12 protein-coding genes and 3 pseudogenes are annotated in these 15,937 nt (G+C 67.3%); 9 read left to right on the top strand and 6 right to left on the bottom strand.

Going from position 1 to position 15,937, the window contains the following annotated elements:
• Window positions 1–183: 183 nt before the first annotated feature.
• A pseudogene (locus J5Y05_RS32175) lies at window positions 184–1,402 on the bottom strand (beta-ketoacyl-[acyl-carrier-protein] synthase family protein).
• A 239-nt stretch (window positions 1,403–1,641) separates the two neighbouring features.
• On the opposite strand from J5Y05_RS32175, the gene J5Y05_RS32170 reads away from it, so the two are divergent.
• A complete protein-coding gene (locus tag J5Y05_RS32170) occupies window positions 1,642–1,776 on the top strand; it encodes a hypothetical protein (protein ID WP_281730665.1) in 135 nt (44 codons plus the stop codon).
• 379 nt (window positions 1,777–2,155) lie between these two features.
• Window positions 2,156–2,428, top strand: coding sequence for a CPCC family cysteine-rich protein (locus J5Y05_RS06225; RefSeq protein WP_210868888.1), 273 nt, complete (start codon window positions 2,156–2,158; stop codon window positions 2,426–2,428).
• Here J5Y05_RS06225 and J5Y05_RS06220 read toward each other — a convergent pair.
• The 3 genes from J5Y05_RS06220 to J5Y05_RS06210 all read right to left on the bottom strand — a co-directional run bounded on the left by J5Y05_RS06220 (window position 2,419) and on the right by J5Y05_RS06210 (window position 6,144).
• Window positions 2,419–4,152, bottom strand: a complete 1,734-nt coding sequence (locus J5Y05_RS06220) for an AIPR family protein (RefSeq protein WP_210868886.1) — start codon at window positions 4,150–4,152, stop codon at window positions 2,419–2,421. The two genes, J5Y05_RS06225 and J5Y05_RS06220, sit on opposite strands and share 10 nt — an antisense overlap.
• 98 nt (window positions 4,153–4,250) lie before the next feature.
• Window positions 4,251–4,787 carry an NUDIX domain-containing protein gene (locus tag J5Y05_RS06215; RefSeq protein ID WP_210868884.1) on the bottom strand — a complete coding sequence of 179 codons (537 nt, stop codon included), beginning with the start codon at window positions 4,785–4,787 and terminating at the stop codon, window positions 4,251–4,253.
• A gap of 1 nt (window position 4,788) precedes the next feature.
• Entirely contained in the window at window positions 4,789–6,144 is a 1,356-nt protein-coding gene (locus J5Y05_RS06210) for an NsdA family TPR-like regulatory protein (RefSeq protein WP_210868882.1), read from the bottom strand.
• Window positions 6,145–6,367: 223 nt separating this feature from the next.
• Between J5Y05_RS06210 and J5Y05_RS31585 the strand changes: the two are divergent.
• From J5Y05_RS31585 to J5Y05_RS06185, 4 genes and pseudogenes are all read left to right on the top strand, one after another.
• Window positions 6,368–6,973 (top strand): annotated as a pseudogene (locus J5Y05_RS31585) (hypothetical protein).
• Between the two features lies 1 nt (window position 6,974).
• Entirely contained in the window at window positions 6,975–7,667 is a 693-nt protein-coding gene (locus tag J5Y05_RS06195; protein WP_210868880.1) for a class I SAM-dependent methyltransferase, read from the top strand.
• Window positions 7,668–7,701: 34 nt separating this feature from the next.
• A complete protein-coding gene (locus tag J5Y05_RS06190) occupies window positions 7,702–8,247 on the top strand; it encodes an HAD domain-containing protein (protein ID WP_210868878.1) in 546 nt (181 codons plus the stop codon).
• A gap of 263 nt (window positions 8,248–8,510) precedes the next feature.
• Window positions 8,511–8,732, top strand: coding sequence for a hypothetical protein (locus tag J5Y05_RS06185; protein ID WP_210868876.1), 222 nt, complete (start codon window positions 8,511–8,513; stop codon window positions 8,730–8,732).
• Window positions 8,733–8,936: 204 nt separating this feature from the next.
• Here the strand turns inward: J5Y05_RS06185 and J5Y05_RS06180 are convergent, their stop codons facing one another.
• Window positions 8,937–10,229 (bottom strand): IS256 family transposase, encoded by a 1,293-nt coding sequence (locus J5Y05_RS06180; protein WP_247614048.1) that lies wholly within the window; start codon window positions 10,227–10,229, stop codon window positions 8,937–8,939.
• Window positions 10,230–10,242: 13 nt separating this feature from the next.
• Between J5Y05_RS06180 and J5Y05_RS31580 the strand changes: the two genes are divergently transcribed.
• Window positions 10,243–11,307, top strand: coding sequence for a tyrosine-type recombinase/integrase (locus J5Y05_RS31580; RefSeq protein ID WP_247614047.1), 1,065 nt, complete (start codon window positions 10,243–10,245; stop codon window positions 11,305–11,307).
• 105 nt (window positions 11,308–11,412) lie between these two features.
• Here the strand turns inward: J5Y05_RS31580 and J5Y05_RS31575 are convergent.
• Window positions 11,413–11,973 (bottom strand): annotated as a pseudogene (locus tag J5Y05_RS31575) (SDR family NAD(P)-dependent oxidoreductase); the annotation flags it as partial.
• A gap of 350 nt (window positions 11,974–12,323) precedes the next feature.
• Here J5Y05_RS31575 and J5Y05_RS06170 point away from each other — a divergent pair.
• Window positions 12,324–12,737 carry a hypothetical protein gene (locus J5Y05_RS06170; protein WP_210868874.1) on the top strand — a complete coding sequence of 138 codons (414 nt, stop codon included), beginning with the start codon at window positions 12,324–12,326 and terminating at the stop codon, window positions 12,735–12,737.
• A gap of 4 nt (window positions 12,738–12,741) precedes the next feature.
• Entirely contained in the window at window positions 12,742–14,586 is a 1,845-nt protein-coding gene (locus tag J5Y05_RS06165) for a caspase, EACC1-associated type (RefSeq protein ID WP_210868872.1), read from the top strand.
• Window positions 14,587–15,937: the final 1,351 nt, after the last annotated feature.

The following is a 15,937-nucleotide window of genomic DNA, read 5'->3' as shown; positions in this document are numbered from 1 at the left end:
ATGCGGGTGAGTGGTTCGTTACATGCGGTGAGGATCGTGCCATCGCGGCACCGGGGTGTCGACGCCGCCGTGGCGAGAACGGATCCCACGTACGAGAACAGGTCACATCCCGGGGATGGGTGTCGCGCACCGCCGCTCGACGAGGAGGCCACCGGGCGCGACCCCTGACTCCCGTCGGCCGGGTCACGCTCGAGCCACGGCCAGCACGGCATTCTGTCGCCCGAATCCACAGGAGTTGCTGAGCGTCAGGTCGACGGCGACGGCCTCGGCCGAACGCGCCACGTCGACGTCGACGCGCGGTCCAGTTGGCTGAGATTTGCCGTGGGCGGCACCAGACCGTGCTCCACCGACAGCACGGTGAACGCGGCCTCCACCGCACCCGCGGCCCCCATCAGGTGTCCGGTCACCCCCTTGGTGGAGGTGGCCAGCGGTCGCTGCGGCAGGAGCCGTCCGACGACTTGGGCCTCCACCAGGTCGTTGAGAGGCGTGGAGGTGCCGTGGGCGTTGACGTGGCCGACGTCTCGCGGGCCCGCCCCCGCGTCCGCGAGGGCCGAGCGCATCGCCAGCGACAGCCCGGTACCGTCCGGATCAGGCGAGGTGATGTGGTGGGCGTCGGCGCTGGCCCCGTAGCCCACGATCCGGGCGCGGAGCCGGGCCCCGCAGGCCCGCGCGTCCCGGCTCCGTTCCAGCACCAGCACGCCCGCGCCCTCCGCCGCGACGAAGCCGTCCCGGTCGGCTTCGTCGCGGCGGGAGGCGCCCGCCGGGTCGTCGAGCCGCCGCGACAGCGCCTTCATCTTGGCGAACCCGGCCATGACGAGCGGAGTGACCAGGGCCTCGCTGCCGCCGGTGAGCACGATGTCACAACGGTCGAGGGTCAGCAGGTCCGCGCGGTGCCGATGGCGCTCGCCCCGGAGCCGCAGGCGGTGGCGACCACCAGATTGGACCCGCGCGCGGCGAACTCGATCGCCACTTACCCCGCCACCATGTTGGGCAGTTGCATGGGCAGCAGCAGCGGCGAGACCAGGCCCAGCCCCTTCTCCCGCAGCACCCGGTGCTGTTCCTCCACGGTCCCCGATCCGCCGCCCGTCGAGCCCAGCACCACCCCCACCCGGGCACCGTCCCAGGTACCGGGGTCCAGTCCGGCATCGGCGACCGACTCGCCCCCCGCCACCAGGGCGAACTGCACGAACCGGTCGAGGCGGTGGGCCCGCCGGGCCCCGAGCAGCCGCTCGGCATCGAATCCGGGTACTCGGCAGGAGATCCGTACGGGCTGGTCGTGCAGGACGGGATCCGGCGCGGCGGCCGGCTTGCCCGCGCGGACGGTGCCCCAGCAGGTCTCCACGCCGATGCCCGCGGGGGTCACCAGTCCCAGCCCTGTGACCGCGATGTCCGAGCCCGACATCAGGCCGCAGCGCTCCGTTCCTCCATCAGCCGCACCTCGCCGCCGACGGTCGGGGTCTCCGGTATTCGCTGCGGTGCAGCAAGGCGGTCCGCGGTGTCGAAAGGATTGGCCTGATCCATCGATTCAGCTCCTCGGGGAAGAAGGGGAGAGGGGACGAGGCGGGACGGAGGCGCGGAGCGATCACGGGGCCTCGGGCCGGGGCGGCGGCCAGATCGGCTTCCCCGAGAATCTCCGCACGGGTGAACAACCCGGTCAGCGCCCAGGCGACGCTTTTCTTCAGGACGCGCTCCGGCAAGGAGATCGACAACGTCGGGCACGTGCGGATTCGTCTCCCCGAGAGTCTTCAGATCCGGCCGACCGTGAAGAAAGTGTGAGCGTGGACCGGTCGACCACTCCCGCACACCCTCTCGCAGAGCTGTGGCCCGCGGTCCAGCACGGGGACCTCACGGCATCCCGGTACGGGAAAAACCAGGGCCCGAATCCGAGAAGTCGGCCCCCTTCTGACCTGCACGTTTGCCAGATCAGCAACGTGGTGGCATATCACCCGCTACACGTTGAAGCCAAACGTCTGAAGCCAGATCCTGACCTGCGACAGAGCCTCGCGCATGGCCCTGACCTGGGATTCCTCGTTGGCATGCGTTGGCTCCCGACGGCCGTTTACGGGTGTCCTGCGGACTGGCTGCGGACTGGCCGGGCGGGCGGAAGCCAAGAAAACCATGGCGCACCGGCGGAACCGGCAAGGAGACTGCCCAGGTGAGCGACCGCTACCCCTGTCCCTGCTGCGGGCACCCCGTGCTGGACGCGATGCCCGGCTCGTACGAGATCTGCCCCGTCTGCTTCTGGGAGGACGACGGGGTCCAGTTCCGCTGGCCGACCATGGGCGGCGGCGCGAACCAGGTCTCCCTGATCAAGGCCCAGCGGAACTACCAGGAATTCGGCGCCTGCGACGAGTTTATCCATTGCACACGGAATAGCACCGACGCTGCCACGCACGCTCTCTGGGATGGCCCAAATACTCAGAGGTAGCCGGCTGCTCCGAGAAGAGATTCCACAAAATCGGAACGCTTCGCGATCTTGTCCTGCGTGTCGCCAGTACGGCTGGCGTGCTCCTCAAAGTGACCACGAAGAAATCGCAGCTGCCCCAAAAGGAGCTCCGGGGTACTGTGCTGATCATCAGCGGCAAGTTGCTTGAGCTGCTTCGGGCTACGGACCCGTCGACCCATCAGTTCAGCCACAGCCAGCATGGCCAAGTGAAAGCGCAGATTGGTTCGCTCGGCCGCAGGAGCACCGGCGGCCTCAGACGAGAGGAAGGAATCTACCTCGCTCTGAGTTCGCGCAAGCCATAGGTAAACGTTGAGGGGAATGCCGGCGGAGAAGATTCGCTTATATTCGGTATCATCCTTGAGCAAACTGGATGGCCGAGAGCGAGAGTTATGTGACTGGCTGAGCCCCATCGCCATAACAGCCTGAGCCAGCAGCGGGATACTCACCACTCGACCTGCAGGTCGACCCTGATTCCGGTAGTAATTCTTACGGCGATCATAGAACCAGTCATTTTCCAGGAAAAATTTCTCGATCTGGCGCTGAATTTCATCCGTGGCATGCAATGAAGCAACCGGAACGCTGGTCTGACGGTTCGTGGCTCGAATTACCTTGTCACGGACGCTGGCATCCTCCGTCACCAGCACCCGGACCTGGAGCAAGCGTTCGAGTGCAGGGTGTTCTGCGTCACTAACAGCCAGTTCTTCTAGCGTTCGGTGCAAGGTGTGAGAGGTCTGCAAGCCATTGACAATTTGCACGTCATCGAGAGAGTGCTCCTTACCCACGGTGGAAACCCGGGAACACACGATGGTGACACCGTTATTAAGCCACCAGAACTGAGGAGCGTTATCATCTACTAGCGAAGCTCGAATCTCGCGATTTACTTCGACTTCGCCCTGGTAGTCACGCACATTCCAGTCAAAGATATGGCGCCGCAGAGAACCATCCTCATCACGCAAGAATGCCAGGTAGTCTCGAATCTTGACGAGCACGATATGGCTAGTACCATGCGTGATACTTTCCTGGAAGGGGAGTGTCAAAGTGTAGGAGGGTGCAGAGTTGGCGCGCTTCCAGAGTTCTGCCGCCCCCAGAAGCTCCACTTTCCCCACTGCACCGGCCATAACCCTGGAGAATTGCGACTCCAAGTCACGCACCTTGATTAGGACTTTAGCATTAACCGTTTCAGCTTCCCCGCGCGTTACATACGAGAACCGAATTTCAATTTTCGGATGCCTCGTGGCCAGCGCCCGCAATGCGGTACGGAACCGCCCAACCCGCTCAACAACAGAATCATTATAGAGCTGACGCAAGTCCTCTTCAGACGCGGACAAGTCGAGAAGGCGACGAGCAGACGAGGAAACCAGATCGAGGGCAGTTTCCGTAAATGACGGAGTAGTCTTGGCCTGAACCATCCAAAGCGTCAGCCGCGTGCCGCGCTCAACAGTCGTCGCCTTGAAATCTTCCGTGAGGACTTCGCTATCTTCCATCAGCAGTTGTTCACCCAGGAAGACATAGACCCCGTCGATAGCCCCGTCGTCACCACCTCCGAGAACTCCTGCCTCGATTTCCTCCAGCGACAGCTCTCCGAGAGTCACCGCCTGTTCGCAAGCAAAAACTTCAAATGCTTTGTCATCGGCGAGCGGGGTCACTCGCTCCTGCTGTCGCTGCTTGAGGAGCTGATCGATGAGAACCAGGTCATTGCTAGTCATAGCTCCGCCGTCCTTGAAATCTGTTTTAGGGGATAGCATTTCGGTGCGTCTGCTTGTTTTCGGCCTATCGAGAGGTCAACCCTCGTTCTTTCTGCTCGCTACATCTGCAGCCAGCCATCAAGTGAAACTTGTGCGCCTCCATCCAGGTAGTGGCTGAGAGCACTTGCCGTGGTATCTACGAAGGCGTCGGGGATGGCGTTGGCGTCGACCCAGCGGACTTGGGAGTGCTTGCGGGGCTCGCGGTTTTCGGGTTCGCCGGTCCATTCGTGGGCGGCGAAGACGACCGTGAGGAAGCCGTTGGGGGCTTCGACGCCCCGGGCGCCGTGGATGATGTGGGCGACCTTGAGGGACTCGGGCTTCACTGTGAGGCCGGTCTCCTCGTAGAGCTCGCGGACCGCGGTTTCGGTGATGGGCTCGCCCGGTTCGCTCTTGCCGACCGGGAGGTCCCACATGCCCTGGGCGAACTTGGCGTTCTCGCTGCGCTGGAGGAGGACGACGCGGTTGGTGGCCTTGTCGTGGACGATGACAGCGGCAACCAGCAGGGTCATCGATTCGAGCGCCGGCTTGAGGGCCTTCGGCTGGTCGTCGGTCTGCTGGGCCACGGTGTTCCCTTCGTCGGGCGGGTTGTTGGGCATGTTAGGCGAGGGCCTCGCGGGCGCGGCGGGCGAGATCGGCGGCGCCAGGCACCTTGCGGCGCTGGTAGACCGCGAGCGTGGAGCGGATTGAGGTGATCGCCTTGCGGGTGCGGTCGGAGGTCATGCCCTCCATGAGGATCAGGGCCTGAGTCCAGGCGGCGACGGCTTCGTCGGCGCGGGCCTGAGCGGCGAGGCTGTCGCCGAGGTCGGCGTGGGTGAGCGCGTGAACCCGCTTGTACTTCTCGGGGTCCCAGCGAGTGAGGGCGTCGCGGTGCTGTTGTTCGGTGCCGATGTGGTCGGCGAGGTCGGTCAGGGTGCGGGCGGTGTGGCTGGCCACGGTGCCGGCGGCGGGGCCGCTAACGCGGGAGTAGCTGGGCTGGGGACCGTCGTCGCGGAGGAGGGCGTCCTCGGCGGCGAGCAGGGCGCGCGCGGCCAAGGAGTTCTCGTCGGTGGCGGCGTAGGCGCGGGCGTGGGTGATGTGGAGGAGGGCCTCGGTCTGGCCGTCGACGTGGCCGAGACCCGTGCGTAGGGCGCCTTCGACGAGGTCTACGCAGTGGTGGGGCTGCTTGAGGCTGAGGGCCTGGTGGGCGAGGGCCCGCATCATCCAGGCGGCATGGCCATAGGGGTCTGCTTCGCACGCGAGCTTGTAGCCGACCTGGTAGTAGCGCTGAGCCGCGCCTTCCTGGCCGAGGTCGTGGTGCTTCCAGCCTGCGAGGTAGGCGAGTTCGGCGACGGCGCCGAAGGCGGCCCGGCGTAAGGCTTCGCTGGGGAAGCGTCCGCGCAGCATGGGGGCGGCGGTGTCGGCGAGGTACGCGGTGACGGTGGTCAGGCCGTGCCCGCCGCCGAGGCGCTCGTCGGCGGCGCTGAAGGCCGCAGTGATCTGGCGTACGACGTCCACGTCCTCCGCTCCGACCAGGGACGTGCCGGTGCGGGCGCGGAGCATGCGGGCGGTGCCCTCATGGTCGTAGCCAAGCGGCATGGCGACGCCGGCGGTGGTGAAGGCCGCGATGGCGAGGAAGCGGCGGCGCTCGACGTCGGCCCGGCCCAGGTCGGTGACCGCGAGGACGGGGTCGGATTCCGCCGACTCTTCGTCATCACCGGCCTGGAGGCCGATCTCGGTCTGGGTGACCGTGCGCCCCGCTCGGCGGGACAGCGCCTCGGCCAGGTACTGGCCTACCCGGCCCGACGGGGCACGGGTGCCGTTCACCCAGTGCGAGATGGCCGACTTGTTGGTCTGGAGGATCTCGCCGTTCTCGGCGGCGACACGTCGCACGTCCCGGGCGAGGGCCTCGTAGGTGCAGTCGGCCGCGTCGATGACTTCGCGCAGACGGGAGTTGGGGCCTCTCTGCGCCGCCACGATCGCCTCCACTCCGGTGCTGTAAACCGCGTATACCGCTTCAACTGCCTTCCACCGTACCCACTGAGCGTGACCACCGGTTCACTTATCAGCAGCCGCCCGGAACGGCGCGACCGTGATCCAGGCTCCCCTTTGGTCCGGGCGGCACCCCGAAGTTCCGTACGCCCACACCGGGCTCGGGCATTCCTGTGCCCGAACCCGGCCGATCAGAGACGGAGACACCGTGACCACCATCGACACCACGGCCATCACGGTCGAGCTGCCCAAGGCGTTCGACCCGCGCTGGAGCCGCCTGTCCGACATCCAAGCCGACGGCCGGCGCATCACGATCGAACCAGCCAAGTACTTCTTCCGCTTCGAGTCGAGCACCTGACTCGTCGCCAACTGGGAGCTGGTCAAGTCCCAGCTCCTGGACGTGGACGAGACGACCGAGAGCGCGGTCGAGCAGCTCGCGCTCGACTTCATCAAGCAGCACAGCGAGTCCACCTCCGACGCGGCCCGCGTCCTGGCCACCGCGTACGAGGTGTACGCCTACCTCTTCCGCGAGGAGCACCTCGCCAGCTGGCACGGCACCATCGAGCCCCCGCACCCCGTCCGCCTGCGCGTCTTCCTGGAGCAGTACGTCACCGCCGGCGGCACCCCCGACGCCCTCGCCCCGCGCGGCGGGCTCACCGCCGAGAGCTGGGCCCTGGGCTGGCACCGCATGTGGGCCGTCGAGTGGTTCATGGAACAGTCCATCCGCTGGATCAACGACCCGGCCACCGACCCCGCCTACATCAAGGTCGTCCGCCGCCACCTCACCGACGTCCTCCACCTCCTGGAGATCTGACGTGCTCGCCCAGGCTTCCCCATGGCACGCCCATGCCCTCCAGCGCACCGCCGCCGGACTCGCCGAACCCCTCTCCGTACCCGCCCGGATGGAATGGACCACGAGACCCGGCCAAGGACCCGGCGCCGAGATCCTCAGCCCCGACCTGCGCGGCAAGCGACTCCTGGAACTCGGCTGCGGCCCCGGCCACAACGCCGCCCACCTCGCCACCCGCCACGGCGCCCATGTCACCGGCGTCGACCTGGTCGGCCTCCAGGTCCGCCGCGCCCGCTCCCACTACGGACGGCTGAACAACCTCACCTTCGTCGCAGGCCACGCCCTGCACTACCTGCACGCTTCCGACGAAAAGTTCGACGCGATCTACTCCGTCTTCGGCGCCGTCGGCCTCGTCGCCCCCGAACTCCTGCTCCCGGCCATAGCCCAGCACCTCACGCCCGGACGAGTGCTGGCCTTCTCTGTCCCCCACCCGCAGCGCGGCGGCCGAAGCCCCTCCGGCGACGACCGGCCTCGTCGCGACCACGTCACTCTTCCTGATCGCACCCGTCTACCCGTTGCCCGCTGGGAGTTCTCCACGGGCCGCTGGGAGAAGCACCTCAGCCGGGCGGGTTTCTGGCCTACCTCGGCCCAGGAGTTCCACGACCCCCGCATGGGCCACTGGCCCACCACCCTGCTGATCCGCGCCCGCAAGCTCTGACCAGCCATTCACCCCGGCTTCCCCGGAGGAACCGATGCGCTTGCCCTACCTGCTCCTCGACATCGATGGCGTCCTCATACCCTTCCCCAACGCGGACGGCTCGCCCCCGGCCACCCACGCCCGCCACGACGTCGTCCCCACCGGCCGGAGCGCCGACAACCCGGTCACCGTCTGGCTCAATCCCGACCATGGCCGCCTTCTCATGGATGTCATCCGCACCGGCTTGGTCACCCCGGCCTGGTGCACCAGTTGGCGCGAGGACTCCACCACCCTCATCGGGCCCCTTCTGGGCCTCCCGACGCTGCCGTACGTCGATCTCCCGCGTCTGCAGATCACCACAAGCCACCCCAACGGCTACCTCTGGAAGCGCGACCACGTCGACGCATGGCTCGGCGACGCTCCCACCGTCTGGATCGACGACGACTTCACCGATCTCGACCACGCCTGGGCGAAGGAACGCACCGCCCGCGGAACGGCGACCCTCCTCATCCAGCCCGACCCGCACCTCGGGCTGCAGCCCGAGCACCTGACTGAGGTCACGAAGTGGGTCTTGCAGCTACCCACAGACCGCGCCACCTGACGACTGATGCCCTCGCTGCCATGAGCAGCGAGGGCATCAGGGTGGCCGTGGGCTCTGCCTGCATGAGCGGGGTGCTTCTCCCGTGCGGGCCGCCTGTTCCTCGCGGAGCCCGTCCAGCGCCTCTTGGAGTCCACCGCGTTCCTTCTCGACCTCGTCCAGCCGAAAGACGTCGATAGGGGCCACAGCTACAGGCGCACCGTGAACGGCCAACACCCTAGCCAAGGCGCAACGCCGCCTCAGCGCCCTGGCTACACTCCGACTTCATGACGACGATCTACAGGACCCAGGAGTGGGAAGGCCACGGGAAGCAGAACTATTACTGGAACGAGTACAGGCTCGAAGGCGACACCGTCGTCAAGTACAAGTGTCACCGGCAGAAGTTCTTCGACGGCGATGAGAACACCTGGCAGGAGGACGAATCGTTCCAGGAGTCCTGGGGACTTGACGAGCCGAGCATGCCCGACTGGCTGAGGCGATATCTCTGATCGTCGGCCTGACGGACTGCCGTGCCCGCGCCATCGGAGAAGGCACTCCGTGACTTGCGCCGAATCCTCGGGGCGGCACCAGTGAGCACCATCTTGAAGCTTGGCCCTTGAACCCGGCCCCATACCGTTATTGGTGCCGACTGCGCTCATCGGGTCGTGTGGCCCCGGTCTGTCAAACGAGCGGTGTAACCAGGGTGTTTGGAGCTACTGACGGGCTGCTGAGAGGCGGCCGTCGAAGGTGATGTCGAAGGCGTTCAGCGCGGTCTTCCAGCGCATGGTCCAGCGGGCCTGGCCCTTGCCGGTGGGGTCGAGCGACGTGATCGCCATGTAGACGGACTTCAGCGCGGCCTGCTCGTTCGGGAAGTGGCCGCGGGTCTTGACCGCCCGGCGGATCCGCGCGTTGACCGATTCGATGGCATTGGTGGTGCAGACGATGCGGCGGATCTCGGTGTCGAACCGCAGGAACGGGGTGAGTTCCGCCCAGGCGTTTTCCCACAGTTTCACGATCGCCGGGTACTTCCGGGCCCAGGCATCGGCGAACTCGGCGAACCGGTCCAGGGCGGCCTCTTCGGTGGCGGCGGTGCAGACGGGCTTGAGGAGCTTGGCGGCCTTGTCCCAGTCCTGGCGGGCGGCATAGCGGAAGGAGTTCCGCAGCAGGTGCACCACGCGGGTCTGCACGATCGTCCTCGGCCAGACCGTCTCGACCGCCTCGGGCAGGCCCTTGAGCCCGTCGCGGACCAGCATCAGCACGTCGTTCACGCCGCGGTTCTTGATCTCGGTGAGGATGTGCATCCAGTGCTTGGCGCCGTCGCCGCTGTCCCCGGCCCACAGTCCCAGGATCTCCCGCCGGCCCTCGGCCGTGACGGCCAGGGCCACGTAGATGGGCCTGTTGGCGACGGCCCCGTCGCGGATCTTCACGTGGATGGCGTCGATGAAGACCACTGGATAGACGACGTCGAGGGGGCGGTTCTGCCATTCCGCCATGCCCTCCAGGACCTTGTCGGTGATGGTGGAGGTCGTCTGCCGGGACACCTCGGCGCCATAGACCTCCGCCAGGTGGGCCTGTACCTCGCCCGTCGTCAGCCCTTTCGCGGACAGCGAGATGACCATCTCGCCGACACCGGTCAGGCGTTTCTGCCGCTTCTTGACGATCTTCGGCTCGAAGGAACCCTCCCGGTCGCGGGGCACGGTCATCTCCACCGGCCCGACGTCGGTGAGCACGGTCTTGGAGCGTTTGCCGTTGCGGGAGTTGCCGCTGTTCTTGCCCGCCAGGTCGTGCTTGTCATAGCCGAGGTGGTCGGTGATCTCTCCCTCGAGGGCGGACTCCAGGAGCCGCTTGGTCAGCTGCTGCAGCAGCCCGCCTTCTCCGGTCAGCTGCAGGCCCTCGGCCTGGGCCCGGCCCACCAGCTCGTCGATCAGATGGTCGTCCACGGCCTTCGCCGGCACCGCCGCTGCCGGCTCGACGGCCTCGTGCCCGGTCACGTTCTCACCGGTCATCGATGCATCCTCCATGATCGGGGGTTACACCGAACGTCTTACAGTCCCCGACCTCGACGGCAAGGAACACGCCCGCCACTTCGACCGCAAGATCGACGCCCAGCGGTGGATTGACGAGGTCACGGCCAGCCTGGTCACCGGTCAGTACGTCGACCCGCGCTCGGCGAAGAAGCCCTTCAAGGAGTACGCGGAGGAATGGCGGTCCATCCAGCCGCACCGGCCTTCCACGGCCAAGGCGGTGGCCCAGCACCTGCGCTGCTACGTCTACCCGGCCTGGGAGAAGCGGGCACTCGGCGCCATCAAGCCTGGCGACGTACAGAGCTGGGTCACCAGCCTGACCACCTCGCACGGGCTGGCCGCCAGCACCTCACGGACGGTCTTCAACACAGTCAACGCTGTCTTCCGGGCGGCTGTCCGTGACCGGATGATCCCCCACAACCCGTGCGCCGAGGCGAAACTGCCCTCGGTGCCCCGGAAGAAGATCGTGCCCTTGGCCGTCGAGCAGGTACGGACGCTGTCCGACGAGATACCCGCCCGATACAAGGGCCTCGTGCTGCTCGGAGCGGCCACCGGGCTCCGCCCCGGCGAGCTCTTCGGCCTCCAGCTCCGGCACGTGGACCTGCTGCACGCGACCGTCTCGGTCGAGCAGCAGATCCAGCAGACCGCCAAGCACGACGTGTACGTCTGCCCGCCCAAGACCGCTCGCTCGCACCGCACGGTCCCGCTCCCCCGCATGGCGGTGGATGCGATGAAGGCCCACCTGCGGGACTTTCCCGCCGATGGGCCCGAGGGCTGGATGTTCACGGCGCCGCAGGGCGGACCCGTGGTCTACACGCACTTCATGGACGGATCCTGGCGGCCCGCCTGCGCGAAGGCCGGCATAGCGAAGGGCACCGGACCCCACGCCCTCCGGCACCACTACGCCAGCCTGCTGATCAAGCACGGCGAGTCCGTGAAGACGGTCTCCGAGCGTCTCGGCCACACCAACGCGGCCATGACGCTGAACATCTACACCCACCTGTGGCCCGACTCCGAGGAGCGGACCCGGGCCGCCGTCGACAAGGCGTACGCGGACTAGTCCGCCATCGCCGGCACCCGACCATGGCCGGGTGCCGCCCACGGTCCCCTCGTAGTCGGGCAGCGGCCCGGTGCTGACGGTGACGCTGGTGAAGAGCGAGATGCGGAAGGCGCCGGGCTCGACGATCAGCACCCCGACGCCCAGCGGCGCCACTTCGTCCGCGAGCGCCTCGGACGTGCCCGCCAGAGCGAACGTGGTACCGCTGTAAGCGGAGAACCCGACGGCGGGCGTCTGACCACCCATACCGCTCATCTGCACAATCGCGCCGGACCGGCGGTCCCGCATGCACGGCAGCACCTCACGGGTCATTGCCGCGGACCCGAAGACTGCACCTCGAAGAGGGAGCGCAGCGCGACGTCCGTCCTCCTCCATTGGCCCCACTTGGGTGCGGCCCGCGTTGTTGACCAGCACGTCAATCCACCCGTGCCGCTCGACCACCCCGGCGACGACGGCGTCCATCCGGGCCCTGTCGTGACGTCGAGTGCGAGCGCCTCGATCTGTCCGAGCTGGGCGGCGAGGGCGTGAGCGACTCGACCTAGCGCGCCGGGGCGACAACGGTCTCCCCGCTGCCACCGCTGCCACCGCTGCCACCGCTGCCACCGCTGCCACGATGCTGGCCCGCCCGAACCCACCGCTCGCCCCGGTGACCAGCCAGACCCTGCTCATGACGGACTCCTCCTCGTTGACGGACCGTGATCCGCTGGGCGCCGCCGACGGAGACGCCAGGCCGGCACACCGCATGCCGCGGGGCAGTGCCGCGCACCGGACTGCACGCAGGGCTGGCCCAACTGGGTGCCTCTCCTCCCAACACGTCACCCGCGCCCTCGGCCTCATGCCGGCGGGGACGGTGATGGAGGGCGAGGTGCGGTGAGTGCAGGAGGCGGGGTAGCGGGGCGCACCTCTCCGACCTCCACACGTCCAGCGGCGTGGGCCCGCCCCAGCGCCGACTCGGTGCTGATCCGTCCGCCTCCTACACTGTCGTACCTGGAGAACGTGGATAGCGGAGGACGGGAACTTTGCACCAAACGGTACGGCTGGACCTTCTCGGGCTCGCCGACTCCCACGATGACGAACTACTGCGTCTACGAGGTCAGCTACGCCGCCTCATCGCGGACGTGGACGTGGTAGACGTGCAGTCTGGACGCTCCGCGGGCGGCGTCCCGGAGGGAGCCAAGAGCGGCGAGTTGATCGCCGCCGGGTCGCTCGTCGTCACGGCCACTTCCTTCATCCTGCGCCAGCTTCTGCTCCTCGCCGACACATGGCTGAAGAACCGGCCCGTGCGGGGAATCAGGGTGGAGCGGGAGGGCCACGTCATCGAGTTGACCGACGCCACGACCACGGAGCGGGCGCGGCTGATCGACGAGTTCCTCGCCCACCACGAGGTTCCGCCTCGTGGTGGGTCCGAAGATCGCTCCTCTGGGCGGCCCTGACCGTATGGCCACTCAGCCGTTCGGCGACGGTACCCGCCGGGCACTCCTCATCGGCACGGGAACCTACGACCACCCTGAACTGTCGGCACTCCGCTCACCCGAGGTGGACTGCACGCGCCTGGAGGCCCTGTTGGGCGACACGCGGATCGGCGCCTTCGAGGTACGGACACTCATCGACGCCGACCGTTCCACGGTAGAGCAGGCGATCGCCGACCTCTTCCTCGGCGCCCGGGGAGACGACGTGCGCCTCCTCTACCTCTCTGGTCACGGGGTCCAGAGCCCGCTCGGCGGCAAGCTTCACTTCGCCCTCCGCGAGACGAATCCGAACCGGCCCGACTTCACCACGATCTCCGCGACCTCCCTACACGAGATCATGGACGAATGCCGTGCGCGGAGCATCGTCGTGATCCTCGACTGCTGCTACAGCGGCCTCTTCCTTCCCGGTGCGAAGGGCGATGCGTCGCCGCGGTTCGCGGAGGCGCTGGCAGGCCGGGGCCGCGTGATCATTACTGCGGGTACTCGTGCGCAGGCAGCCTGGGAAGGGCCGCATCTCGACACCGGTACGCCCGCACCGTCCCTCTTCACGGGGACGCTCATCGACGGGATCTCCACCGGGACCGCCGATCTCGACGGCGACGGCGTCGTCGGCCTCCAAGAGCTCTACCGGTTCGCCTGCGAACGCCTCCATCACGAGGGAGCCGCGCAGACCCCTTGTTTGGGCGGCGAGGTGCATTACGACATCGCACTGGCCAAGGTACGGAGGAAGCGGAAGCCACGATCCTCACCGACCGGTGGTACGGGCAGCCGGAGTCGTGGGGCTGCGGCGCCCCGGTCACCGCAGCGGCCTGAACCCTGGCGGACTCGCGCAGCCGAGGGCCCCGCTCGGCAGCCCGTCCTGTCCGACGGCGTGCTCGTGGTACACGCGCCCTACAGGCTGCACGCGATCGACCTCGCTTCTCGGCGACGGTCTCCCCTGATCAAGATGTGGTACCCGAGCAGCCCCGCCCTTCACGGGGACGCCGCCTACATCACTGACAAGGAAGGTCACGTGCAGATGACCGACCTGCGGACCGGAAGGCGCCGAAGGTCTTCTGCCGTTGCCGTACGCGACGGTCTGCTGGGAATTTCCCAGGGGGTGCTGTACGCCCCCACTCAGGATGGCGCTGTCCGCACCTTCACCCCCTCGACGTTGGAGCCGCTTGCCCCTCTCACCCTGGAAGGAATCACCGTCACCTCCGCGCCCCGGGAGGCCGCCGGGTACACGCTGTTCACTGCGGCGTCTTCTCGGATGCGAGGTGACCCGGCGGACTTCGACTCGGATCGCGTCGTGGCCGTCTCCGAAGGGAGGGTGGTCTGGTCCTACACGGCAGGGACTGCCCTGTCTCCGGACTGGTCGGCCACGAGCCTGGGAATCTACGTGGCGCTGCGGCCAGAAGGAAGTTCGCCGTCGCAGAGGATCGTGGCGGTGAGCCCTGAGAACGGAGAGGTGCTGTGGTCGTTCGACACCACGGCCCGCCTCACCTCGACCCCGGTCGCCACCGATGGCGTGATGGTCTTCGGTGACATGGACAACCGACTCGTGGCTCTCGACACCAGGACCGGCATCCCCTTGTGGGACAAGGAGATAAGGACCGACGGCCGTCTTCTCACCGGACCATCCCTTGCAGATGGAGCCCTTTTCACGGCTGACCGCGCCGCGAAATTGGTCAAACGGGACCTGCTGACAGGTCGGAGGATCCGCTCACACGACCTGCTGGTGGGTCCGGACCGCCAGGGCTCGCTCACGGTCTCCAAAGGTGTCGTCTATGCCACTGATGCCCGAGGCGACGTCCATGCGGTGCCCATGTGAGCCCGCCCGTTCCCCGATAGACGGGACGCGGATCCGCGACCCATTTCGCTCCCAGGAGAGTGGGCGTCAACCACCATCCTCCGGATCAGGCTGGTTCGGGGAGCTTCGGCGCCGTTACCGCGGAGGAAGCCTCGGATGCCCGTCCCACGGAAGAAACAGCCCCTCTCCAACCAGCATGCTGCGGACTCCGTGCGGACCGAAAAGGCCGCCCAACCCGCCCCCCGCAGGTCAGACGGCCTTCAGCTGAACGTCTCAGACGCTGAAGCGGAATGACTCGACCCGATCCTGACCTGCGGCGGAGCTGCTTGCGGTGCGCTGAGCAGGCGTTTCTCCGTTGATGTGCGTTGGACTCCGACGGACGTCTACGGGTGTCATGCGGACTGGCGGGGGACCGGGTGGCCTGAACGTCAAGTCGCCCGCTCCATAGGCCGCGCGGCGGATGACCTTGCGCACCGGAGGGCCGCGTGCAGCCCAGGCCGTCGTGGCGGCAGCCACCGGACAGGAACTAGTACGGCAACGGTGCTTGCGGTGAGTGCCGGCAAGTCCCCCTCGACCGTGCAGGGAGCGTGCACGGGTCGGGTGCTCTTCCCGCGGTTCCTCCCCTCTATCAAGTGACCGTGTCTCCGGTCCCGGACGCGTCGGCACCGTCCCTTGGTAGCAAGAGCGCGACCAGCCGGTTCCTCGAAAAGACACACCCGGCGCCGTACCTTCGCGCTCGTCGCCGCCGCGACCACTCCGCTCCTTCCCACCTCCGCCCATGCCGCACCCCCCAGGTCGCCGCAGCACCCAGGGGCGCCGTCACCCTGACCGTCCGCAAAGCGCTGGACGCACTGGCCGTCGCGCCCGAGGACAGCACCGCGTACAAGCGCAGCGCCTACGAGGACACCTACATCGGCGGAGCTCGCCCGATAGTCACCGGCAGGATCAGGAGCCACCCGTCCCGGCACCGCCAATGACAGCCGGGTCCGCTCGCCCCAGCGGCGGAACCGGGAGAGCCAGGCGCCGCCGACCGTCTGCTCGGGCACGGCCTGGTCGTGCTCCTGGTGCTCGTGCCCGGCCAGCTCGACGTGGCTTTCGGCGGTGACGGCCTGCTGCTTGCAGTCGTCGCACACGTGCGGGTGGATCTCGCGCGGGGCATCCCACTCGGCGGGCTCGATGGCTTCCACCATTCGTCGGTGAACCGCGTGCCGCAGCCGGCGCACACCCGACGGCGAGCCTCTCACTCTGCCTTCTCCTGTGCGGCGATGCGGCTACAGGGAGGCACCGCTCTTGTAGAACCCTTACAAAACGACAGTCTGAACAGCAAGTTCGTGCGTCAGCCATCGCGACAGAGGTGAGTGAGCAAAGGGTT

Origin of the sequence: Streptomyces tagetis, from assembly GCF_018069565.1 — a bacterium.
In the GTDB taxonomy this organism is placed as follows: Bacteria; Actinomycetota; Actinomycetes; order Streptomycetales; family Streptomycetaceae; genus Streptomyces; species Streptomyces tagetis.
This window is presented reverse-complemented; position numbering and strand designations above follow the sequence as displayed.